The organism is Endozoicomonas sp. ALB091, assembly GCF_049310265.1.
In the GTDB taxonomy this organism is placed as follows: Bacteria; Pseudomonadota; Gammaproteobacteria; order Pseudomonadales; family Endozoicomonadaceae; genus Endozoicomonas.
In genome coordinates this window covers 413,606-437,676 of sequence record NZ_JBLYNQ010000003.1, presented here as the reverse complement: position 1 = coordinate 437,676, position 24,071 = coordinate 413,606, and the positions used below count along the sequence as shown (strand labels likewise).

The 24,071-nt window shown below is 49.1% G+C and carries 20 protein-coding genes; 16 read left to right on the top strand and 4 right to left on the bottom strand.

Annotated elements, in window-relative coordinates:
• Nucleotides 1-2: 2 nt before the first annotated feature.
• From map to ACO6UX_RS04885, 3 genes are all read right to left on the bottom strand, one after another.
• A complete protein-coding gene (gene map / locus ACO6UX_RS04895; protein ID WP_422445386.1) occupies nt 3-797 on the bottom strand; it encodes a type I methionyl aminopeptidase in 795 nt (264 codons plus the stop codon).
• Between the two features lie 149 nt (nt 798-946).
• On the bottom strand, nt 947-2,587 hold the full coding sequence (locus ACO6UX_RS04890) for a hypothetical protein (protein ID WP_422445384.1): 1,641 nt from the start codon (nt 2,585-2,587) through the stop codon (nt 947-949).
• Nucleotides 2,588-2,837: 250 nt separating this feature from the next.
• Nucleotides 2,838-4,382 (bottom strand): hypothetical protein, encoded by a 1,545-nt coding sequence (locus ACO6UX_RS04885; RefSeq protein ID WP_422445382.1) that lies wholly within the window; start codon nt 4,380-4,382, stop codon nt 2,838-2,840.
• A gap of 258 nt (nt 4,383-4,640) precedes the next feature.
• Here ACO6UX_RS04885 and ACO6UX_RS04880 point away from each other — a divergent pair, with 258 nt between their 5' ends.
• The gene (locus tag ACO6UX_RS04880; RefSeq protein ID WP_422445380.1) at nt 4,641-5,102 is read left to right on the top strand and encodes a hypothetical protein; all 462 of its coding nucleotides are present in this window, start codon (nt 4,641-4,643) and stop codon (nt 5,100-5,102) included.
• A 458-nt stretch (nt 5,103-5,560) separates the two neighbouring features.
• Nucleotides 5,561-6,019 carry a hypothetical protein gene (locus ACO6UX_RS04875; RefSeq protein WP_422445378.1) on the top strand — a complete coding sequence of 153 codons (459 nt, stop codon included), beginning with the start codon at nt 5,561-5,563 and terminating at the stop codon, nt 6,017-6,019.
• A 316-nt stretch (nt 6,020-6,335) separates the two neighbouring features.
• Here the strand turns inward: ACO6UX_RS04875 and ACO6UX_RS04870 are convergent, their stop codons facing one another.
• Nucleotides 6,336-8,051 carry a sugar phosphorylase gene (locus ACO6UX_RS04870; RefSeq protein ID WP_422445376.1) on the bottom strand — a complete coding sequence of 572 codons (1,716 nt, stop codon included), beginning with the start codon at nt 8,049-8,051 and terminating at the stop codon, nt 6,336-6,338.
• 297 nt (nt 8,052-8,348) lie between these two features.
• Here ACO6UX_RS04870 and ACO6UX_RS04865 point away from each other — a divergent pair, with 297 nt between their 5' ends.
• The 14 genes from ACO6UX_RS04865 to bamA all read left to right on the top strand — a co-directional run bounded on the left by ACO6UX_RS04865 (nt 8,349) and on the right by bamA (nt 23,928).
• Complete coding sequence (locus ACO6UX_RS04865; RefSeq protein ID WP_422445374.1) at nt 8,349-9,107, top strand: hypothetical protein; 759 nt, start codon at nt 8,349-8,351, stop codon at nt 9,105-9,107.
• 377 nt (nt 9,108-9,484) lie between these two features.
• Nucleotides 9,485-10,243: a hypothetical protein gene (locus ACO6UX_RS04860; protein ID WP_422445372.1), complete on the top strand. Its 759-nt coding sequence runs from the start codon at nt 9,485-9,487 to the stop codon at nt 10,241-10,243.
• 217 nt (nt 10,244-10,460) lie between these two features.
• Entirely contained in the window at nt 10,461-11,285 is an 825-nt protein-coding gene (gene galU / locus ACO6UX_RS04855) for a UTP--glucose-1-phosphate uridylyltransferase GalU (RefSeq protein WP_422445370.1), read from the top strand.
• Nucleotides 11,286-11,300: 15 nt separating this feature from the next.
• Entirely contained in the window at nt 11,301-12,110 is an 810-nt protein-coding gene (locus tag ACO6UX_RS04850) for an HAD-IIB family hydrolase (protein ID WP_422445368.1), read from the top strand.
• A 32-nt stretch (nt 12,111-12,142) separates the two neighbouring features.
• Nucleotides 12,143-13,363, top strand: coding sequence for a glycosyl transferase (locus ACO6UX_RS04845; RefSeq protein ID WP_422445366.1), 1,221 nt, complete (start codon nt 12,143-12,145; stop codon nt 13,361-13,363).
• 256 nt (nt 13,364-13,619) lie between these two features.
• Nucleotides 13,620-14,402, top strand: a complete 783-nt coding sequence (gene rpsB, locus ACO6UX_RS04840; RefSeq protein ID WP_422445364.1) for a 30S ribosomal protein S2 — start codon at nt 13,620-13,622, stop codon at nt 14,400-14,402.
• A 221-nt stretch (nt 14,403-14,623) separates the two neighbouring features.
• On the top strand, nt 14,624-15,484 hold the full coding sequence (gene tsf, locus ACO6UX_RS04835) for a translation elongation factor Ts (protein ID WP_422445362.1): 861 nt from the start codon (nt 14,624-14,626) through the stop codon (nt 15,482-15,484).
• 333 nt (nt 15,485-15,817) lie between these two features.
• Complete coding sequence (pyrH, locus tag ACO6UX_RS04830) at nt 15,818-16,549, top strand: UMP kinase (RefSeq protein ID WP_209200162.1); 732 nt, start codon at nt 15,818-15,820, stop codon at nt 16,547-16,549.
• A gap of 2 nt (nt 16,550-16,551) precedes the next feature.
• Nucleotides 16,552-17,109, top strand: coding sequence for a ribosome recycling factor (gene frr / locus ACO6UX_RS04825; RefSeq protein ID WP_209200164.1), 558 nt, complete (start codon nt 16,552-16,554; stop codon nt 17,107-17,109).
• Between the two features lie 196 nt (nt 17,110-17,305).
• Complete coding sequence (gene uppS, locus ACO6UX_RS04820) at nt 17,306-18,085, top strand: polyprenyl diphosphate synthase (RefSeq protein ID WP_422445359.1); 780 nt, start codon at nt 17,306-17,308, stop codon at nt 18,083-18,085.
• A complete protein-coding gene (locus ACO6UX_RS04815; protein WP_422445357.1) occupies nt 18,079-18,885 on the top strand; it encodes a phosphatidate cytidylyltransferase in 807 nt (268 codons plus the stop codon). The genes uppS and ACO6UX_RS04815 overlap by 7 nt, the downstream gene beginning before the upstream one ends.
• Nucleotides 18,886-18,888: 3 nt before the next feature.
• Entirely contained in the window at nt 18,889-20,103 is a 1,215-nt protein-coding gene (gene ispC, locus ACO6UX_RS04810) for a 1-deoxy-D-xylulose-5-phosphate reductoisomerase (RefSeq protein ID WP_422445355.1), read from the top strand.
• A complete protein-coding gene (gene rseP / locus ACO6UX_RS04805) occupies nt 20,100-21,503 on the top strand; it encodes a sigma E protease regulator RseP (protein ID WP_422445353.1) in 1,404 nt (467 codons plus the stop codon). Before ispC ends, rseP begins: the two co-directional genes overlap by 4 nt.
• A 103-nt stretch (nt 21,504-21,606) precedes the next feature.
• Nucleotides 21,607-23,928 carry an outer membrane protein assembly factor BamA gene (gene bamA, locus ACO6UX_RS04800; protein WP_422445351.1) on the top strand — a complete coding sequence of 774 codons (2,322 nt, stop codon included), beginning with the start codon at nt 21,607-21,609 and terminating at the stop codon, nt 23,926-23,928.
• The last annotated feature ends 143 nt before the right edge of the window (nt 23,929-24,071 follow it).

Sequence of the window (24,071 nt, the reverse complement as noted above, 5' to 3'; positions counted from 1 at the left end):
TATTAGAAGTTTTCTTCTTTTCGTTTGGTGAGCACTTCATAGCCTGTAGCGGTTACAGCAATGGTGTGTTCCCACTGGGCAGAAGGGCGTCGATCTCTGGTTACCGCAGTCCAGCCATCGCCCAGAAGTTTGGTTCCTTTCTTGCCAGCATTGATCATTGGTTCGATAGTAAATGTCATGCCCTCTTGCAGGACACAGTCATTTCTGTCGTTATAACCCTCATAGTGGATGACCTGTGGGTCTTCATGGAACACACTGCCAATGCCATGGCCGCAGTACTCTTCCACAACTGAGAAATGATTGCCGTGGGCATGTCTGGCAATTACACGACCGATATCGCTTAGACGGTTGCCTGGTTTCACTTGCTCAATGCCCAGATAGAGGCACTCCTGAGTCACCTGTACCAGCCTCTGGTTAAACGGTTGAACGTCACCAACCAGGAACATTTTGCTGGTATCGCCATGGTAGCCATCTTTGATCACAGTGATATCAATATTAACAACGTCGCCGCTTTTCAGAAATTTTTTGTCACTGGGAATGCCGTGACAAACGACCTGGTTGATGGAAATGCAGGTAGACTTGGGGAAGCCGGGTCTGCCCGGGGCTGCGCCGTAGTTCAATGGGGCAGGAATTGCCTTCTGCACATTGACAATATAATCATGGCAGAGGCTATCCAGTTCGCCGGTTGAGACGCCGGGCAGCACATGGGGTTCGATCATTTCCAGCACTTCAGCGGCCAGACGGCCAGCGATGCGCATCTTTTCAATTTCTTCAGGGGTTTTGATGGTTACATTCATTGTCAGGTCAGGCCACTTAAAGATGCGAAAGTCAAATGATAATTCTTATTATCTTACCAGAATCCCCAAGCGAAGTATTAACAATATTATATTCGTCAGCTGTTGCTCAAAACGAGGGGTGACTTCTGCGTTTAAGTCCGGCAAGCCTCCTAAAGCAGGTAAGATGCCGATAAAGCCACAGCCCCCAACGGTACTGCAATTTGGGCATATCTGACAAAGTGCCAGAAGGAAGATAGCCAGGTTCTCTGGTCTACTTTTGGGTTTGATCTGAACCTGACATCAAGGCTTTTCTTTGAAAAATAATTATCTTCATAGCGCTTGGAACTGAAGAGCCCCCATAAGGTATACCACTGGCAATCCCAGGCGTCAGGATCGGATTCGCAGGACTGATGGTAGAAAGGCAGGTTTTTCTGATAAACCGTTAACTTCAGTGTGTATATTGTGTTCGGAGCCAGCTGGTCATCGTAGCTGAGGGCCTCGTTGGACAGGAAAATTTTTCCGGGGTAGTAGAACAGTGTGGGCACATAACTCCGGTAAATATTTTTGTCAGGGTTATCACCATTTTTCAGTTTGAACTCCCAAAGCGTCGACCGTCGAATTTTCTGGTCGTTGGAAATGGCGTTCAATGTTTGCTGAATACCTTTTGCTTCATCGATATAGATAGTGGACTTCAGTCTGTCGCCAAATATGGAGGGTTCGTAGAGTTGTACTCGGACGATGATATTTTTCAGCTTTTCAGTGACATCTTCTGATACCTCGTTGAGTGCTGCGGCAGAGAAGTCCTGGGCCCTCATGATGAATGGGTAGCCTTTCTCTTGCCTTGAGCCATCCAGACCAGGGGCAGACTGCCATACCAGTGGGTCAATTTTCTCGTTGTCAAAAGTTTTGGGAAGCGAAAAAGCGTTGGGAGAGTCTGAAGCAATTCTTTTTCGTGTGGTTACGGTAAAGCTGACTTCGTCTTCACCCTTGAAGCGACAGGAAAGGCTATCCGGTTGCGGGTTGTGGATATGCTCGTTGAAGATGTACTCGTTTTTAGGGTCTTCAATAAACAGGGTTGGCGCTAATCTGGCAGATTGTGAGGTACGCGCGATGTTTTTCAGATTGCTTACAGTGACCACTTCCTCTTCACCCGGTAGCAGATCATAGCCATTGGCAAGACGGTCAATAAAGCCGGGGGAATCAGGGCTCCAGCGGGCTTTATCTTTTTTCAGAAACTCCACGTCAAAGACCATTTTTCCCTCACCATCCTGACAGTACCGGCTTTCGTGCATGGTGATATCGGCGTAACAGGTTTTTGCCTTCCAATGGCAATGTTCGACTTGTTTCATGCCACCATCCGAGGTGGGCAGGTATGTCTTTTCACATACATGGTAAGAACCACAGTGATGTGCATCGGTGACGAGCTGGCACTCCTGCCAATTCCAGTGAAGGTATGTGCGGTAGTTAATAACACCTTTCCAGGCTGGTGACGGCTGTTGCCGCAAAATATCTGCCGCATCGTGGCGGCTGATATTTTTTAAGTCCTGCCATGCTTCTTCGTCAAAGGATTCCGGTAAGCGAACATGGGTATAGTGGTTGGCCGAACATCTTAACTCTTCAGAGTGGAGGTTGCGGGTTTGATGGGCAGGGATAACGTGTCCGGGACATGACTGGCTTGCAGTTATCCTCGGAGCAGACACTTGCAGGCAATGGTTATTAATAAGAAAAGGCACGGCATAAGAGGTGTATGGCTTTGAAAATAAAAGTATGAGCAGCAAAGCCACATACACAAGTTGCTTTTTGATAGCCATCACATCAACCTGCGAAAACGTTTAATGAATTTGTTGTGAAAATGAGTATCCCGTCACAGATACTCATTGTTTTGTATTGATGTTTTAACCCGGATATTTCATAAACGTGCTCCCGCTCTCGCTTGTCCTTTGCCGCTCTAAGGGAGTTTTGTTCAGTCGACCGTACTCCCCGGTACGGCGCTCCCTCACAAAATCCCTTAGAGCGACAAAGTCCTGCGCGAGATTCGGGGCAGTTTATGAAATATCCGGGTTAAAAGAGCTGTCGTCTTTTTCTGCGATCCGAAAAGACGTTGTCCCTGGTCAGCATATCAACCACGCTTTGCAGCTTTCTGGCTTCATCAAGACGGTTTTCCTGGTTTTCCAGAGCGTTGATGCACATGGCAACAGCTCCTTTGAGTGTGCCAGCCTCAACCATCATGACGTCGCTCTCAATATCATCGTCATCTTCTGATGAGCTGAAAACCTGCTTTGCTTTTGCCTGGTAGAGGGCTCTTGCCATGTCTGAACTGAGGTAGTGCTGACGATATCCGTCACGAACTTTTCTCAGGCCGCCTGAGCGGCTGATGGCCAGTTCTTCATCAATATCTTTTTTAATCAGGGCGATAATGAAATATTTGGTGTCCATCTCATTGGATTTACCGCCCAACCAGGTAACCCATGAACTGACAGATAACCACTTTTTGCTGGCGGAATTTTCAATGGTTAACATTGCTTCCTGAGCGAGATTGGCGTAACGCATGAGCTTATTCTGATCATAAATGGGTGCAGCACCAACGGTCATATCGTTCAGGTAATAATCCAGATTGAAAATACGCTTGTCATATTCAACCGGGATGCACCCAATTTGAATTCCATAGGTGGCACGAATGTAAGATCTAGCCCAGAATGCATCGATCAACATCTCTTTGGCTCTTTTGCTGCCTTCCCGGTCGGAAATGGTTCTGTATCTCTCTGACGTACCGAAGGTATCTATAAAGGTTTCAATGGCATCTTTGGTAAAACGGTTGATCCCTTCATCAATGACTCGCTTATCCTGGGTTCGCATGGCCCGTAGCTGCAACGCATTACGTTTCATATCAGCGATCTGTTCTGCAGTATACAGTGACATCGACTTGAGCTGGTCGCTACTGATGCCGAGCTGCTGATGAAGGACGCCATTGGGCAGGACGATATTGAAATGAAGTTCGCTCATTTGGGTATCAAGCCTGCGCAAGGTTGACTGGTAATGATGAACCAGCGGGAGCATATCAACCTCACTGTCGGGATCTGCAGTTATGTCTGGCCTTAGGGTGGGGAAATGTTCCAGGTTATTAACGTCTTGAAGGAACAGGTTTGATTCCTGTGTGAAGGTTCTCACATGGTCAAGAAATTCCCTGACGGGTATTGGTTGAAGGATGCTCTCGTCAGAAATTTTCTGGAGCTCTGAGGCAACGGTGGTTAAGTCTCTCAGGCTGCGGCCAAGATCGTTAATGGTTTTCAGCAGGATGTCACCATCACGCTCACCTCTCAAATAAAAGGCCTGTATATACTGCTTCTCGATTTCTGTTTTGTTGGCAAGGTTGATAGTCAATTGGTCACTGTTTTCCGGAGTGACACTGATAACTGGTGGGAATACTGCATCAGCGTCAGATCCTGGAGTCTGTTCGTAATAGTGACCGGGAGATACCTGTTGCCCATGGTATTGCTCAAACCGGGTCGGGTCACTCCGTAAGGAGCTGCTTGCCGAAACAGTGTCGAAAGTCGTAAAAGCAAAAAATATTACACAGCATATTATGCTGCCAGTAGCTCTGTTCATTTTAAAAGCTCTGAAAAGTTAAAAAAATTATTCAACTGGTATATTGACCATGGTGAAAGAATATAGTTCCGTTTTTTTGGCTGTGATCTTTTTTTGTTAAAGAGTTATTCAGGTGTTGTCCAAATTTTGATGGTGCGATTTTATTGCTTGCTCATGATTATTGATGAACTTATTCAATTGCCCAAAGTCCAAAAGTTTAATCAATAGTATATTGATCTTTTTTAATATTAAAAACTTATAATTATTGGAGAGTTCATTATGATCAATACTGGAACCGGTCAAATTATTACACGTGACCCTCAAGCTGTTATTACTGTCAGTCCAGAGGGGGAAAACGATGTAAGTGGCTCTGGCAATGAAAGCCTTGCTACTGCCTTTTTCAAAACCATAGCAACAAAGCCCCTCTGGCGGGGACTGTTCATTGTTTCCGTGAATACAGCATTGTATGCATGCGGTGAGGCACTGAGTTACTTCGCAGATGAACGGGATGGGCATTTGCCATTGTACCCGTTCAATATATCGCAGCCATTCCTGGGTGGAGCAGTCGTGGGTTTTGCTCAAGGGGCTTACCAGGCCTGTTTAACCGAGGCGTATGTTGCAATTCATACTTGTATTGAGAACAGATCGATCAGCATGGTACCAGGTCAGCCAAATGTCATCACTGCCAAGGATGAAATCCCTGGTGATCTGCGTCCCGTTGAGTCTGGAAGTAAACACTGACGGTCCGCCTGCTGTAGCTCGTTAATTACTGCGCCGGTTTATCAGGGGCTTTACCTCCATTGGGGTTAACCCGGATATTTCATAAACGTGCTCCCGCTCTCGCTTGACCTTTGCCGCTCTAAGGGAGTTTTGTTCAGTCGACCACACTCCCCGGTACGGCGCCCCCTCACAAAATCCCATAGAGCGACAAGGTCCTTCGCGAGATTCGGGGCAGTTTATGAAACATCCGGGTCAAGCCATCTGCAGCTTCACGGATAACCGGATGATGCGGCTATTGAAATTAACATCCGTACCAGCTTTTCTGCAGGCAGTGATGCTATTGACGTTCAGTTAGTACGATTTTACCGCTCCCTTGAGTTCATTAGTGAACTTTTTCAATTATCCAAAGTCAAAATGTGTGATCAATAATAAAAAAATTTCTTTTAATACTATAAATTTCTAATTTTTGAGAGTTCATTATGAACCCCGTAACCCATATTTCCGGCACCGGCAGTGCACAAATTGATATTTCTGGCACATCAGAGGGAGTAAGCAATGCAAGTGGTTCTGGCAATGAACGCCAGACTGCTACTCCCTGGTACCGAACAGAGAAGGCAAAAACTGTCTGGCGGGGGCTAACCATTATCTCCGCTGGTGTAGCCCTGGGGATAGGTGGTGAGTCACTGATTAATTATCTTTGGAAACGGGATGGGGTTATACCAACGTACACGGATGATACTCCGCAGCCAATCATGGGGGCCAGCCTAGGCTTTTTAGCAGGGAGTATTATTTTCTTACTCGATGAGCGTCGCCGCACAATACAGGAAAATTCTCTGGCAAGCAGATCAATCAGTGTGTCATCGAGTCAATCAGAGGTCTTCAACACCCGGGTTCAAATTTCGGATCTGGACTCCACTGATAGGGCAAGTAGAGTCTGATATCCTTAGCCCGGATATTTCATAAACGTGCTCCCGATCTCGCTTGTCCTTTGCCGCTCTAAGGGAGTTTTGCTCAGTCGACCGTACTCCCCGGTACGGCGCTCCCTCACAAAATCCCTTAGAGCGACAAAGTCTGGCGCGAGATTCGGGGCAGTTTATGAAATATCCGGGCTAGCTTATTAACTACTGGTTTATCAGGGGCTTTGGCCTCTACTGAAGTTGAGCCATATGCTGCGTTACCAGGAAACTGATGTGCCCGGGCGTGCCGGGCGCGATGACCAGATAACGCGCTCACTGTGCCGAACGATCCATGAGATCACCGGGTGCCTGAAACCAGCCATAGGGTTTGATAGGGCTTTAACTGTTCAGAGGTAAAGGTCTTGCCGCTAAGCAGGTCAAGACGGCCTTGGTATTTTTTTGCATTTATGTCCAAATGAGTTGCCGTCAGATTATGAATGGCAACCAGGCTTCTGTCCGTTTTGGGCTCAGTCCTGGAAAAGGCCAGAATGCCCGGTGCGATATCAATGATTTGCTGAGGGCAGTCCGGGTGAAAACAGCGCTCTTTTCGGCGAATTCCAATAATGGTTTTCAGGGTTTTAAAGACCATGCTCTGCATTGAGACGGGGTTTTCCAGTTCTGTGCGCAGCTCTTCAATATCCCATTTACGGCGATTGATGGATCGGGTGCGGCCAGATCGTTCAACGCCGACAATATCGTTCGGAGTCGCCAGCAGGCTATGAATATAGATGGCCGGAATACCTTTCATGCCGAGCATAATGATTTGTGAGCAGAGAAAGCGTTGTGCCTGCCAGTGATCCTCGCCACGGCGTGTGCCTTTCATGGCGTCAAATAGAGAGATATTGATCTCATAAGGTTTTTCGCTTTGATCCTGTAGTGTGCGCATGCTGACGAACCCGCCAAAACGGTGCATGCTGTCCACCAGTTCGGCGACTTCACTGTCGGGGACGAGCCCTTCAAGCGGTCGCAGCCCAATGCCATCATGGGAGGCGGTGAAATTCAGTGTTGTGCAACCCTCAGGGTATTCCGGTAATGCCCTTGCCCAGTGCGCCAGGTATTTTTCTGTGCCCCGGTTTAGTGCATGGAGTATTAGTGGCGGCAGTGCAAACTGGTACACCAAATGCGCCTCATCGCCCCGGGCGAAATAGCTGAAGTTTTCCGGGTCAGGTACATTGGTTTCGGTTATCAGTAATGCACCGGGGCGAACCTGTTCAATAATCAGCCGCATTACTTTGACCATGGCGTGGGTTTCCGGCAGATGTACGCAGGCTGTATTGAGCTTCTTCCATAGGAAAGCTATGGCATCAAGACGCACTACGCTGGTACCCCGGGCAAGATAGAAAAGCACAATATCGACCATTTTTATCAGTACATCCGGGTTTTTGAAGTTAAGGTCGATCTGGTCCTCACTGAAGGTGGCCCAGACGTGGCGGGTTCCCCGGCGTGTCTGGGTGGGAACCAGCAGGGGGGAGTTTCTGGGGCGGGTGACCATGGTGAGATCTGTGGATGGATCTTCCTCAATAAAGTAGTCCCGCCCAGGCTGGATGCCGCTGACAAAATCCGCAAACCACAGGCTTTCCCGGGATACGTGGTTGATAACCAGGTCGGTCATTAACCGATAGCGCTCAGCGATGGCCCTGACGTTATTCCAGTCACCAAGAGCAGGGTTAACCTGCAGATAATCAATGATGGAGAATCCATCATCAGAACTGTAGGGGAAATAAGGCAGTATATGCACGGTGGAGATCAGCTGCCGGATGTGCCTGCCAAGGAATTCACTGAGTACTTTCAGTGGTGGTTTCCCATGCTCTGTGAGGCTGTCGCCATAAGTGATCAGATAGATATCCTGCTCTGACCAGGCGTCAAAACTTTTCGGTTCATGGTTGTGCAGAAAGTACTCAACCCGGCGGACGATGATACTGGCGAGGTCATCCGATTGATCACCATAAGGGATGTGAAGAAGCCTGGATAGCGATTGATGAAATGACGCAAAGATAGGGGGATAGCTTTGCAAAATGCCTCTCCTGTAATAGCAGCGTTATGGTGTTCTGATTCACGTTCTTAATATCAGGAGCATGAGTTGTGCCATGTAACATTGGCATATTATTCGACCATATTTACGGGTGTATGATAGTGATATAACCAGTTATCTAAAAAATTTTCGCGATATATCACTTTAAGGTATTGAACTATTTTTTGTCATAATGGTCAAAAATTACACATGGCAATTTTTGCAATATGCGTCATTTAATAATCATGATGGCAGCCCTTAACTTTTGTGTATTGTGCATCCCGATAACAGGAAGAAAAAATGAATGTCCCACCAGCAGGTTCATTACAACTTGATACTGCCCTTAAACCCGGCCCTCCAGCTGATGCTCAAGCCGTTCTCAGAAAGTCAGGCCTGGTAAGTCTGGTCATGGAAAAACTGAGTTTTATCAAACTTCACCATGGTGACCAAGCAGAGAAGCAGAGTGTTAAAGCATTGTATGAGCGTCTGATATCCGAATACCCTGGAGCCGCCACCATTGAAGAGCCGCCCTGTATTACACGAGCACCGGGCGAAAGTGATAAGCACTTTCTTAAAAGATTTATCTTGGAGGTTATCACTCAATACCCGCTGTTGAAATTTCAGGAGGTCAATAGCCGAGATGAGGCAGAGCAATCAAGCCATAATCTAACTCATTTCTATGACACAGTTAATCATGTAGATATCAAAATCTGTAAAATATCTGAAGTCATCGAAAGTGTGAAAATACTGGCCAGTATGTACAAATATCCCTGGATCGATCATTTAAGAAAAGATCAACACAAATGGGGCGAATATTCCGGTCTGCTTAACGGTGATTTATTCATTTCAGCCGGATCAGCTGACGTGGTGGATTTATCGCATAAGAGGGTGATGAAACGACTGAAAAAGGCAAATGCCCGTACCAGCTACTCTCCGCTGTTCTTTTTTCGCAATGAAGACAGCCTCCAGAAAGGTATGTTGATAATCTGTAGATCTACTGACCCTAACCCCAAAAGGGAAATGGGTATATTCATTCGATCTATCAAGCAGAAGTCATAGATAAGAGCAGGTTTCACCCAACGATTGGGTCGACTATAAAGAAAGCTTCGGAAGATGCAAACCGGAACCTGCTATTGCAAAATGCCTCTCCTGAAATAGCAGCGTTATGGATTTTGATTCACGTTCTTAATATCAGGAGCATGAGTTGTGCCATGTAACATTGGCATATTATTCGCCCCGCCTTTACGGAATGATGATAGTGACATCCCCCCGCTATCTCCAACTTTTTTGCGATATATCACTTTAAGGTTTTGAACTATTTTTTGTCAGAATGGTCAGAAATCACGCTTGGCAATTTTTGTAATATGCGCCAGGCAATAGCCATAATTGCAGCCCTTAACTTTTGTGTATTGCGACCCCGATAACAGGAAGAAAAAATGAACGTCACACCAACTGGTTCACCAAATGTTGATCCTGCTGATAAATCCCCTCCTCCAGATTATGATCAAGCCGTTCCCAGCAGGTTAGGCCTGGTTAGGCTGGTCACAAGACAGCTGAGTCATATCAAACTTCACCAAGGTGACATAGAAGAGAAGTTGAGTGTTCAAGAATTGCTTGAGCGTCTGATATCCGAATACCCGGGAGTCGCTACCATTGGAAAGCCTCTCTATATTACACAGGCACAGGACGAAAGTCATAAAGACTTTCTTAAAAGATTTATCCATCAGGTTATCTATCAATACCCGCGGTTGAAATTTCAGGAGGTCAATAGCCGAGACGAAGCAGAGCAATCAGGCCATGATTTAACTCATTTCTATGACAAAGATAATCGTGTAGATATCAAAATCTGTAAAATAGCTGAAGTTATCGAAAGTGTGAAACAACTGGTTAGCATGCAGCATTATCCCTGGATCAGTAAAGTAATGGGTGAATCTAATAACGATCCACAAAGTTGGGGCAAACATTCCGGTCTGCTTGAGAAAGATTTTTTCATTGCAGCTGGATTAGTTGTCATGGGAAATTTACAGCATGAAAGTGTGATACAACACCTGAGAGAGGCAAATGCCATAACCGGCTACAATCCGCTCGTCTTTTTTCGCAATGAAGACGACCTCCAAAAAGGTATGTTGATAATCTGTACATCTACTGACCCTGACCACAAAAGGCGAATGGGTATAAGTATTACATCTGATTAGATAAGAGCAGGTTCCGCCCAACGATTGGGTCGACTATAAAGAAAGCCTCGGAAGAAGCAAACCGGAACCTGCTATTGCAAAATGCCTCTCCTGAAATAGCAATAAAGCTCTGATTCACACTCTTTACCTTCTTGACATGAGTTGTGCCTTGTAACATTGGCATGGGAACTGCATCGTATTAACGCATTCAAGATCAAGTGATAAACGGAGTTATTGAATGATTACAAAATGCCTCTTTCCTGTTGCCGGTTATGGCACACGTTTTTTGCCAGCCACCAAATCCATGCCCAAGGAAATGCTTCCCATTGTTGATAAGCCGCTGATTCAATACGGGGTAGAGGAGGCAATGGAGGCAGGATTAACGGATCTCGGTTTTGTTAATGGCAGGAATAAGCGGGCGATACCGGATCACTTTGATATTAACTATGAACTGGAGGCGGAGATTGCCGGTAGTGGCAAGGAGGAGAAACTGTCGTCGATCCGGGATGTGATGTCTGCCTGTACCTTCTCGTATACCCGGCAGAATCAGATGCTGGGGCTGGGGCATGCCATTGCCTGTGGTCAGACATTAATAGGTGATCAGCCCTTCGGTGTCATTCTGGCGGATGACCTTTGTGTCAATGATAAGGGGCCATCGGTGATGGCTCAGCTGGTCAATCTCTATAAGCAGTTCCGATGTACGATTCTTGCGGTACAGGAAGTGGCCGCGGCAGAAACCGAAAAGTATGGAGTAATTGCCGGGGAGGCCCTGGATGAGCATTTGATCCGGGTGACGGATATGGTGGAAAAACCTGCGCCTTCAGAGGCTCCCAGTAATCTTGCGGTTATTGGCCGTTACGTTCTGACCCCCGATATCTTTGACATTATTGCCAACACCGAGGCGGGAAAAAACGGTGAGGTACAACTGACAGATGCCATTTTGTCTCAGGCCAGAAGTGGTTGTGTGATTGCCTGTAAATTTCAGGGCAGGCGATTTGACTGTGGCAGTATGGGTGGTTTTGTCGAGGCCACCAATGCCATTTATCAAAAACGTTTTGGTTGAGTGGATGGTTTATTGATGGCAGCAACAGCGCCGAGGATACTGGTTTTTACCGATCTTGATGGCTCCCTTATGGATCATAATGATTATGGCTGGGCAGCCGCTCAGCCTGCCCTGGAATTGCTGGTTGAGCGTGAAATACCGGTCATTTTTAACACCAGTAAAACGCTGGAAGAGGTGCTTGTTATTCAGCGACAGATGGGGAATGATCAGCCATTTATCAGTGAAAATGGCATGGTGACGACGATCCCGGCGGATTATTTCCGGGATTCCTGTGGGCTTACCCACTTTTTTCATGGTCAGCCTTATCGCAGCATACGGCGAATTTTATCCAATATCCGGCTTAAACATGGTTTCAGGTTTACCGGCTTTGGTGACCTGACCGGGGATCAGGTGGCAGAAGTTACCGGGTTATCAATCGATGAGGCGGGTAAAGCCATGACCCGAAAGGCCAGTGAGCCGGTGATCTGGCGTGATGGTGATGCAGAATTGCGGGAGTTTGTCAGGTTGCTTGAGTCGCAAGGGCTTCATCTGACGAGAGGAGGGCGCTTTTATCATGTTTCCGGGAAAGGGGATAAAGGGCTGGCTTTGCGGGCATTACTGCAAAGGTATCAGCAGGAATATCCGGAAGAGACCTGGCAAACCTGTGCGCTTGGGGATGGGATGAACGACTTGCCGATGCTGGAGGCGGCCGATTATCCGGTGCTTATCCGATCGGAGCATGGCCAGGCACCGGATGTGAGTCATCTGGTGAATGTTGTTAAAACCCGCAGTGTCGGTCCTGAGGGTTGGAATCAGGCCATACTTGATATGTTTGGCAAGCCATAAAATCACTTTCAATAGTGGAGGAAAGGTGGGTTATGGGTGACTTTTATCAGAATGGCATAATTACCAATTTTCACAATCTGAGAGTTCGGTCAACCGACGATATGGAGCGTGACCTGCTGGCATTTTCCCGCCAGCGTCCCATGTCACTGGTCCTGCCTTCATTGTTTTCAGAATTGGAAGGGCCTGCCCTGGGGCATATTGTCGAAGAGCTGAGCCAGGTGCGCTATCTCTCTGAAATAGTGATTGGCCTTGATCGCGCTGATCAGGAGCAGTTTGCCTATGCCAGGGATTTTTTTGGACGGCTGGATCAGCATCACCGTATTCTCTGGCAGGATGGGCCAAAGTTGCAGGCAGTTGATGCCCTGCTGGCTGAAAAGGGCCTGGCCCCGAAAGAGCCAGGGAAAGGAAGGAATGTCTGGTATTGCTACGGTTATGTGCTGGCATCGGCAAAGTCAGAAGCTGTGGCGCTCCATGACTGCGATATTGTTACCTATCAGCGGGATCTGCTGGCCAGGCTGCTCTATCCGGTTGCTAATCCCGCCTTCAGCTATGACTTCTGCAAAGGCTATTATGCGCGAATCGCTGACAATAAGTTAAATGGCCGGGTCAGCCGTCTGCTGGTTACGCCCCTTTTGCGGGCGCTGAAAAAGATTCTCGGGCCGATGGAGTATCTCGAATATCTGGACAGCTTTCGTTATCCCCTGGCGGGTGAATTCTCCATGAGAACCAGTGTCTTTAACGATATCCGGATTCCCAGTGACTGGGGGCTGGAGATTGGGGTGTTGTCGGAGGTTAAGCGCAATTACTCCAGTAAGCGGCTCTGTCAGGTGGATATTGCGGATATTTATGATCATAAGCATCAGCCGCTGTCTGAAGGGGATGTCAGTCGCGGGCTGTCGAAAATGAGTCATGACATCATCAAGGCGATTTTCCGCAAACTGGCCACCAATGGTGTTCAGTTTAATACCGAGACTTTCAGGACCATCAAGGCGACCTACTACCGGGTGGCCCTGGACTTTATTGAATCCTACTATGATGATGCCATGATCAATGGTTTGCATGTGGATCGTGACAGTGAAGAGCGGGCCGTTGAGTTGTTTGCCAGGAATATCATGGAAGCCGGTCAGCATTTTCTGGAAAACCCCATGGAGCGTCCCTTTATTCCCAGTTGGAACCGGGTTATGTCTGCTGTTCCGGATATATTGGAGCGACTTTATGATGCGGTGGAAGAAGATAACCAGCGTTTTGGCTGATGGCAGAAAAAGTTTCGAAAATTGTCCGGGTATGGTATAAAGCGCCACTTGATTTCGAGATGCGATTTCAAGATGGGGTACATGGCGGTTAGTCTCACGACTGAGCAGCATGGACTTCATTAAACTTAACGTTGATAAAAGATCTCACATTCACCGACACATGGTTCCGGGTGCCAGTTTTAATCCGTTAAACGGATGATGATCTGGTCGAACACATGGGGTGTTTGGAGGCATAACCCTGAATCAGGAGATTCCCATGACTCAAGTCACTATGCGTGACATGCTCAAGGCCGGCGTGCATTTCGGTCACCAGACCCGTTACTGGAACCCGAAGATGAACAAGTTCATCTTTGGTGCACGCAACCGAATTCATATCATTAACCTTGAGCACACCCTGCCTGCCTTTAATGGCGCTCTGCAGTTCATCGGCAAGCTGGCTGAAGGCAAGAACAAGGTCATGTTTGTTGGTACCAAGCGCGCTGCTGGCAAGATCATTCGTGAAGAGGCTGCTCGCTGTGGCATGCCTTACGTTGATCACCGCTGGTTGGGTGGTATGCTGACCAACTACAAGACCATTCGCCAGTCCATCAAGCGTCTGCGTGATCTTGAAAGCCAGCGTGACGACGGTACTTTTGAAAAACTGACCAAGAAAGAAGCGCTGATGCGCAGCCGTGATCTGGAAAAACTGGATCGCAGCCTGGGCGGTATCAAGGACATGGGCAGTCTGCCAGACGCTCTGTTCGTTATCGACGTTGAGCATGAGCGCATCGCTATCCAGGAAGCCAACAAGCTGGGTATTCCGGTTATTGGTATCGTCGATACCAACTCCAGCCCTGAAGGTGTGGACTATATCATTCCAGGTAACGATGATGCGATCCGTGCTATCCAGCTGTACCTGAAGGCTGCTGCTGATGTGATTCTGGAAGGTCGTGCCCGTGCGAGCACTGGTGCTGAAGACGAGTTCGTAGAAATCGAAGAAGCGCCAAAGGCTGAGGAAGCTCCCAAGTCTGAAGAAGCGCAGGGTTCTGAAGAAGCCTGAGGCTTCGAAGACCTGGTGCCAGGCAGTATCTGATTAACCTGGTCTTATGACAGGGTGCAGGCTTTACGATTGCACTGCATAAATAACAGATGCTGCTTGCCGATTTTGGAAAAGAGTAAGGGGGCTTTGCCCCCTTTTTTCCGATGTACAGATAACTATTCTTTTATGCCGCTGTTATTGCTGGTGGCATAAAAAGACTGTCAATTTGCGAGGAATCAACCATGGCAGCTATTAGTGCAGCACTGGTAAAAGAACTGCGTGAGCGTACTGGCCTGGGCATGATGGAGTGCAAAAAAGCACTGGTTGAAGCACAGGGTGACATTGAAGTTGCAATCGAAGAAATGCGTAAGTCCGGTCAGGCAAAAGCTGCCAAGAAAGCCGGTCGTATCGCAGCAGAAGGTATTGTAGCCGTTAAAGTGGCTGACGATGCCAGCTTTGGTGTGCTGGTTGAAGTCAACAGTGAAACTGACTTCGTAGCCCGTGATGATAACTTCCTGAACTTCGTTCAGCAGGTGGTTGGCGCTGCTTTTGCCCGTAAAGAAGCTGACGTTAACGCGCTGATGGAAGGCGAGCTGGAAGAAGCCCGTCAGGCGCTGGTTCAGAAGATCGGTGAAAACATCGGCGTTCGTCGTATCGCTATCGTTGAAGGCGGCGTGATTGGCTCATACGTTCACGGTAACAACCGTATCGCTGTTCTGACCAGACTGGAAGGTGGTGATACTGAACTGGCTCGTGATATCGCCATGCACGTTGCGGCTGTTAACCCACAGGTGGTTAACAAGGAAGATATGCCGGCTGAACTGGTAGAGAAAGAGAAAGAGATCTTCCAGGCTCAGGCAGAGCAGTCTGGCAAGCCAGCCAATATCATCGAGAAGATGATTGAAGGTCGTATCAGCAAGTTCCTGGCAGAAAGCAGCCTGGTTGAACAGCCTTTCGTTAAAGATCCTGATACCACTGTTGGTGCACTGGCCAAAAAAGCTGGCGCTACTGTAGCCAGCTTCGTACGTTTCGAAGTGGGTGAAGGTATCGAGAAAGAAGAAGTGGACTTCGCTGCTGAAGTCCGCGCTCAGGCAGGACTGTAATAACCAGAAGCCTGTCGGACAGCCTCCCGGGGCAACGCAGGAGCAGTTGCCGCGCAGGACAGTCTTGATTCCGACAGGCTCCTGGGTCAGCCCATTGGGTTGGCCTTTTCATGTCTATCCATAGCTGATGGTTGATTTTCAGGTTTTCTTCATGGGAAAGTTTCATGGACAAGAATGTCAACTGTCAGAACACATCAACTCGCTGGCTGATTGGTCAGAACAGATCATTTTCGGCCAGACGGTTCATCGAATGCCGCTTTCATGGCTGGTCTCCCGATGGCAGCGCATTTGCGGGATGTGTGTAATTTAGCCAACCAGACTCGGAAACTGAACATGCCGGCAAGTGATAGTCAACCGAAATACAAACGTATACTGCTGAAGCTCAGCGGTGAAGCTCTGCAGGGCGAAGGTGAGTTTGGTATTGATCCCAGGGTCCTGGATCGAATGGCCCTGGAAATCGGTCAGTTAGTAGGGATTGGTGTACAGGTTGGTATCGTTATCGGCGGTGGAAACCTCTTCCGTGGCGCTGCGCTGAGTGCCGCAGGCCTGGACCGGGTCACCGGTGATCACATGGGGATGCTGGCAACCGTGATGAATGCCCTTGCCCTGCGTGATGCCCTGGAACGTTCCAATATCAATACCCGGGTGATGTCTGCCATTCCCATGAGTGGTGTTGTGGAGCATTATGATCATCGTCGTGCCGTGCGGTATCTCAACTCTGGCGATGTGGTGATTTTTTCTGCTGGTACCGGAAATCCATTTTTTACCACTGACTCTGCGGCCTGTCTGAGAGGCATTGAAGTGGGCGTTGATATCGTTCTCAAGGCCACCAAGGTTGACGGTGTCTATGATAAAGATCCGGTAAAGCATTCTGATGCGGTTAAATTTGATCAGCTGACCTATGATGATGTCCTGGCTCGCAAGCTGGGCGTTATGGATTTAACGGCAATTTGCCTGGTGCGCGACCAGCAGATGCCTGTTCGGGTGTTTAATATGAACAAGTCCGGCGCTCTGTTAAATCTTGTGGTTGGCGGTAATGAAGGAACACTGGTAAACGGGGGTTAATGATGATCAATGAGATTAAAGATGATGCCAAAGAGCGTATGGGCAAAACCATTGAATCGTTGACGGTTGCCTTCAACAAGATTCGTACCGGTCGCGCCCATCCAAGTCTTCTGGATGGCATTAAGGTGTCTTACTACGGCTCAGAAACACCGCTGAGTCAGATGGCTAACATTTCTGTTGAAGACGGTCGTACGCTGGCTGTTCGTGTCTGGGAAAGACAGATTGTGCCTGATGTTGAAAAGGCAATTCTGAAGTCTGACCTGGGGCTGAACCCATCGACTGCCGGTGAAGTTATTCGTATTCCTCTGCCACCGCTGACCGAAGAGACCCGCAAGGGCTATATTCGTCAGGCGCGTCAGGATGCGGAGAATGCCCGCATTGCTATCCGCAATATCCGCCGTGATGCACTGGCTGATATTAAAGAGCTGGAAAAGGAAAAAGAGATCAGTGAAGACGACGAGCGTCGTGGTCAGGATGATGTGCAGAAGCTGACTGATCAGTTTATTGCTGAAGTTGATAAAAATCTTTCTGTTAAGGAAGAAGATTTAATGGCGATCTAATGGCTGACTGTACTGAATTGCGGTTATTGCCTTTGTCTGGCTGGCGTCAGACAGAATCCTGCTGGTAATGACTGCAATAATTCAGGCGTCAGTTGTCTTTTGATGCTTTGGGGGCGCTTGCTTTTTACGGCGGGCTCCTGCAAGGTTCTACTGTTACACTTTTTTTTACCTGCCAATTTTCAGATCGTCTTAATCCATGGCCAATACATTGTTACAGGGAAAAAGCGGCATTCAGGGAGTTCCGCCAGAGAGGCTGCCGCGCCATGTGGCTATTATTCTTGATGGGAACAACCGCTGGGCCAAACGGAAACACCTGCCCGGACTCGCCGGACACCGCGCGGGTGTTAACCGGGTTCGTGAAGTGGTTGAAGCCTGCGATGAACAGGGTGTTGAAGTGCTCACGCTGTTTGCGTTCAGCAGCGAGAACTGGAATCGGCCGGTCATTGAAGTCAATGGCCTGATGCGCCTGTTCCTGGGGGTTCTCAAGCGAGAGGCTCGTCGGATGAAGAAAAATCGCATCCGGCTGAAGGTCATTGGCGACATTACCCGATTCAGTCCTGAAATTCAGAAATATATTCAAGAGGTAGAAACGCTCACTGCCAATGATTATTCAGTGACCCTGGTCATTGCTGCCAACTATGGCGGCAGGTGGGATATCGCTTCTGCTGCGAGGCTACTGGCTGAAAAAGTGGCGCGTGGTGAGCTTGATGCTAAAAATATTGATGAGTTTGCCATTGAACAGCATCTCAGTACGTCGGGTTTGCCTGCCCCTGATCTATTGATTCGTACCAGTGGTGAACAGCGAATCAGTAACTTTCTATTGTGGCAATGTGCTTACAGTGAGTTTTATTTTACCGACACCCTGTGGCCAGATTTTGGCCGTAATGAATTACAGCAGGCCCTGCTGAGCTACGCCCGTCGCCAGCGACGGTTTGGCAAAACCAGCGAGCAAGTGGAGGCTGAAACACTGTGCTGAAAGAAAGAATCATAACTGCTGTCATATTAGCGCCAGTGGCGCTGGCAGGCGTTTTTTTATTGCCATTAACCGGTTTTGGCTTCTTTATTGCCGCGATTATTATGTTAGCGGCTTGGGAGTGGGCGAACCTTTCCGGTTTTGAACAGCGATCTGTACGTCTGTTCTATGCGCTGGCTATTGGTGTTTTTTGTGCTCTGACACTTTTTTTACCGTCCTCGTTGGTTCTTGGTCTGGCTGCTGTCTGGTGGCTGGTCGCCTTTATCCTTGTCAGGCAATATCCCAAGAGCGCGCGCTGGCTTGAGAACCAGTCCCTTAGATTATTGGTGGGGGTGCTGACTCTGGTGCCTCCATGGCTTGGTCTTTATGAGCTCAAACAAATGCCAGACTCTGCCTGGTTGATTGTTATCCTTCTGGTGATGGTTTGGGGGGCAGACTGTGGTGCTTATTTTGCTGGCAAGCGTTTTGGCAGAACAAAACTTATTGAGCGGGTCAGCCCGAAAAAGACCATGGAGGGACTGGTCGGAGGCTTACTGGTCTCAATGCTGATTTCAAGTCTTGTGACGTTGTTCTTCAGTGTCAGCTTTTTACAGGGGGTGTTGTTGTTGATTCTGAGCATACTGACTGTTCTGGTTTCCGTTCTGGGCGACCTCTGGGAAAGTGTTTTGAAACGTTGCCGCGGGGTCAAGGACAGCGGAAACCTGCTGCCAGGTCATGGTGGTGTGCTTGATCGAATTGATAGCCTGACGGCTGCCGTTCCGATATTTACTCTTTTTGTCATGATAACCAGGGGTGTATTTTAGGTCATGACTGCATCATGCTCTCAATCCGGCAGACAGCGGGTTTGTGTGTTGGGTTCCACCGGGTCCATTGGCAAAAGTACTTTGGATGTGATAGCGCGGAATCCGGATCAATACACCGTGCATTCTTTAGTAGCCGGCAGAAACGCGGACGTTATGCTGGAGCAGGCCCGTCAGTTTCGTCCGCAATATATCGTTATGGCGGATGAACAGGCGGCCAATAAACTCAGGGCGGACCTTCAGTCTGAAGGTTTGCGCATCTCTGTTGAATCCGGCCTGGATGCCATGAACCAGGTGGCGGCGGATGGTGATGTTGACGTGGTTATGGCGGCCATTGTTGGTGCTGCGGGGCTACCGCCCACCATGGCTGCGGTTCGTGCCGGAAAAAAAATACTGCTGGCGAACAAGGAAACGCTGGTGATGACCGGTGCCTTGTTCATGGATGCGGTTAAGGCATCTGGTTCTGTTCTCCTTCCTATCGATAGTGAGCATAACGCCATTTTTCAGTGCTTGCCTGCCAATCACCACGGGGGGCTTGAGCGGGTGGGGGTCAGGCGAATATTGCTGACCGCTTCCGGTGGTCCATTCCGACAGTCTCCGGTAGAAAGTTTTGCCGCTGTGACACCTGAACAGGCCTGTGCCCATCCAAACTGGAGTATGGGGCGTAAAATTTCCGTAGACTCTGCCACGATGATGAATAAAGGGCTTGAGTTTATTGAAGCCTGCTGGTTGTTTGATGCCCGTCCTGAGCAGGTGGAGGTGGTGATTCATCCGCAAAGCATCATCCACTCAATGGTGGATTATGAGGATGGCTCGGTACTTGCCCAGATGGGGAATCCGGACATGAGAACACCCATTGCCCATGCCCTGGCATGGCCGGGAAGGATACCATCCGGTGTTGCTCCCCTGTCTCTGACCGAGATTGCCAGACTGGACTTCTATGCGCCGGACATGATGCGTTACCGCTGTCTGAAGCTGGCCCAGGACGTGGCGCGCAGCGGTGGTACCGCGGCTGCTATGCTCAATGCTGCCAATGAAATTGCCGTTGATGCATTTCTGGAACGCAAACTGCGTTTTGATCGCATACCTGAAGTCATTAATGCCACATTGCAGACCTTGCCGGTCATGAATGTCGGCGACATAGATCAAGTGCTGGAAGCTGACAGGGAAGCCCGCTATCTGGCCCGGAAACAGGTTTCACAAATGCAGGGTGTTGCATGATTTTTGAATCGCTCTTGTCGGAGATAGCTGACTCAGCACAGACCATTTTTGCTTTTGTAGTAACCCTTGGAATACTGGTGAGTATTCACGAGTATGGTCACTTCTGGGTGGCCCGCCGTTGCGGTGTTAAAGTACTTCGTTTCTCCGTGGGTTTTGGCAAGTCATTATGGCGCTGGACTGATCGTCATGGTACTGAATTCAGTATTGCTGCGGTACCGTTGGGTGGCTATGTCAAGATGCTGGATGAGAGGGAAGGGCCGGTGCCCGATAATGAGCAGCACCTTTCTTTTAATAATAAGCCCGTCCTTGCCCGGATTGCCATTGTTGCTGCCGGGCCTGTTGCCAACTTTCTGCTGGCCATTTTTGCCCTCTGGCTCATGTACATGGTGGGTGTTCGTACCCTGATGCCTCAGGTTGGCGAAGTGATTCCCGATTCTCCGTCTGCCGTTGCAGGTATTCACCCCGGTGATGAAATTGTTGCTGTGAACGGTGTGGAAACACCGGGCTGGCAGGCCGTGAACATGGAACTTTTGTCCTTCATTGGTGAGAGCCGAAATCTTGATGTCTCTATCCGGGCAGGTGAGCCCGGAGATGCCTCAGAGGGGGCTGTGCGGGATAAAAATATCACGATAGTTGACTGGCTGGTTAATGAGGAACAGCCGAATCCTGTGCGTTCCCTGGGTATTGTGCCTTACTCTCCTGTTATCCCCGCAGTCATTGGTCAGCTATCGGACGATGGGGCGGCAGCAAGAGATGGTCTGGAGTCGGGTGATAAAATCCTGCAGGTTAATGGCGAAACCGTCATTGACTGGATGCACTTTGTTGAACTGATCCGTGACAATGCCGGTCTAACGTTGCAATTGCTGGTTGAGCGGGATGGCGTCAGTCAGGAAATGCCGTTGACCCCGGGCAGTCGATCCACTGATGGGGTGACAACCGGTTTTATCGGTGCAGGTGTCCAGCAGGTTTCCTGGCCAGAAACCATGATTCGTCATTTACAGTTTGGGCCGATTGATTCGCTGGTAAAAGGTGCCCAGGCGACCTGGTCACTGACCAGCATGACCCTGGAATCCCTCTGGAAGATGGTTGTCGGGCTTGTTTCCGTGAAAAACTTGAGCGGTCCGATAACCATTGCTAAAGTGGCTGGCGCGTCGCTTGAGTCTGGGCTGGAAAATTTTCTCTATTTTCTGGCCATGTTGAGCGTCAGCCTGGGGGTGTTGAACCTGCTCCCCATACCCGTGCTGGATGGCGGTCATCTGCTTTTCTACCTCGTTGAAATGGTCAGGGGCAAGCCACTTTCCGAGAAAACCCAGACACTGGGTTTGAAAATCGGGGTAACGTTTGTTGTCGGAGTGATGATGCTGGCCATGTATAACGACCTGAGCCGACTCTTCCAATGAAAGAAAAGCACTTTGCGCTCTGCGCGTCATGAATAGCGATGTGGAAATTGAAGAGCATGTTTTTCACGTTAATGCGAAATGAACACGGATAAGAACGGATTCCATGAAGCGATCACTGTTGTCTCTGCTGATTGGCTCTTTAGCCATCGCGCCTGCTGCCCAGGCCTTCGTCGTCTCAGATATCCGGATTGATGGCCTTCAACGGGTTTCAGCCGGGACAGTTTTTAATGCCCTGCCGGTTGAGGTGGGCGATGATATTGAATCACCGGATATCGCCGGGGCCGCCCGGGCGCTCTATCAAACCGGGTATTTCAATGATATTCGTATGGCCCGTGAAGGTGATGTTCTGGTGGTTGCGGTGGTTGAGCGACCCTCCATCAGCGCAATTGAGATTAAGGGCAATAAGGCGATCAAGACGGAAGATCTGATAACCGGCCTGGAGCGTTCCGGTCTGGCAGAAGGGGAGATTTTCCAGCAGGCCACCCTGGAAGCGATCCGTCTTGAGCTTGAGCGTCAATACGTTGCCCAGGGGCGATACGGTGCCAGGATCACCGCCGATGTTGAAGCGCAGCCCCGTAACCGGGTGAAGTTGCGCATCAATGTCAAGGAAGGCAAGGTGGCGACCATACAGCATGTTAATGTTGTGGGTAATACGGCCTTCCCCAGGGATGAACTGATTGACCTGTTTGAGCTGCAGAAAACCGAGTGGTATCAATTCTTCAGTTCTGCGGATAAATACTCCCGGGAGAAACTGTCCGGTGACCTGGAGCGTTTGCGGTCATGGTACCTGGACCGGGGTTATATCAACTTCAATATTACCTCCACCCAGGTTTCTATCAGCCCTGACAAGCAGAGTGTGTATATCACGGTCAACGTGGCTGAGGGCGATAAGTACACAGTCAGTGACGTTAAGCTGGCCGGTGATCTGGTGATTCCTGAAGACGAGGCAAGAAAGCTGCTGCTGGCCCAGCCGGAGCAGGTGTTCTCCCGCAGACTGATTACTACCACGGAAGAGATTCTGAGCCGTCGCCTTGGCAACGAAGGGTATACCTTTGCCAATGTGACCGGAATTCCCAAACCGGACCATGGCAACAAAACCGTTGAGTTGACCTTCTTTGTTGATCCGGGCCGCAGAGCCTATGTCCGACGGATTAATTTCTCCGGGAATACCAAGACCGATGATGAGGTACTGCGTCGGGAAATGCGCCAGATGGAGGGGGCTTCTGCCAATACCCAGAAGATTGAGCAGTCTAAGGTGCGGCTAGAGCGTCTGGGGTATTTCAAGGAGGTCAATGTTGAAACGCCGCCGGTGCCGGGAACCAGCGATCAGATTGATGTTAATTACACCGTAGAAGAGCAGCCTTCCGGCAGTGTTACGGCCAGTATCGGTTTCTCCCAGTCTGATGGTCTGTTACTCGGTGGTTCTGTCAGCCAGAATAACTTTCTGGGAACCGGCAACAAGGTCACCGTTGGTCTGAACAAAAGTGATGTCAGCCAGCTCTATAATTTCAGTTTTATGGATCCCTATTACACCATTGACGGTGTATCCCGTGGTTATGATATTTACTATCGAACCTACGATTACAGTGATTCGGACATCTCCAGTTATGCGGCTGACACCTTTGGTGGTAACGTTCGTTTCGGGTATCCATTGTCTGAAACAGAGTCCATTAATTTCAGTCTTGGGGTTGATGGTACGGAAATAACCACCGGTTCCGGTACTCCCAGGGTTATTCTGAATTATCTTGATACAGAAGGGCGCAAGTTTACCAATATCAAGACGTCGCTGGGCTGGTCGCAGTCAGAGTTGAACCGTGGGCTACTGCCAACGGCCGGTTATTCCCAGAGCTTATCGCTGTCTGCCGCGATTCCGGGCTCAACCACCACATTTTATAAGCTGGTGTATCGAGGTCAGTACTTTCAGCCCATTACCCGCAGTCTGACGGCGCGTTTTGCCACTCGCCTGGGTTATGGCGGTGCCTATGGCAGTACTTCTGAAATGCCGTTCTTTGAGAACTTCTATGCCGGTGGTTTTGGTTCTGTAAGGGGTTACAATGATAACTCCCTTGGACCCAAGGCTGCGCAACGGGATAACGGCGATGACTTCAACAGCATGGGTGGTGATGTGCTGCTTGAGGGTACGGTTGAAGTGCTATTCCCTTTACCCTTTGTCAAGGATCAGCGTTCATTAAGGACCAGCGTGTTCTTTGACTACGGTAATGTGTTTGATACAACCTGTGCCAGCCCCGATCATGTGACTGATTGTTACAAGCCTGACCTGGGTGAGCTACGCTACAGTGCTGGTGTGGGCCTGACCTGGATTACCCCCCTTGGCCCGCTGACTTTCAGTCTGGCTAAGGCACTGAATGCCAAAGGCAAGGATGAAACTCAGACCTTCCAGTTCTCTCTGGGGACTCCATTCTAAGGAGCCTGTCGGGCTTAAGCGTCCGTAGCGAGGATTGCGAGAAATTGAGGATAAAAATTTCTGCTTCTGAGGAGAATAGCGGGGCTATTTGACGAAGAAGCAGGAATTTTTAGACCAATTTTTCGCAACCGCAGTAGGACAGT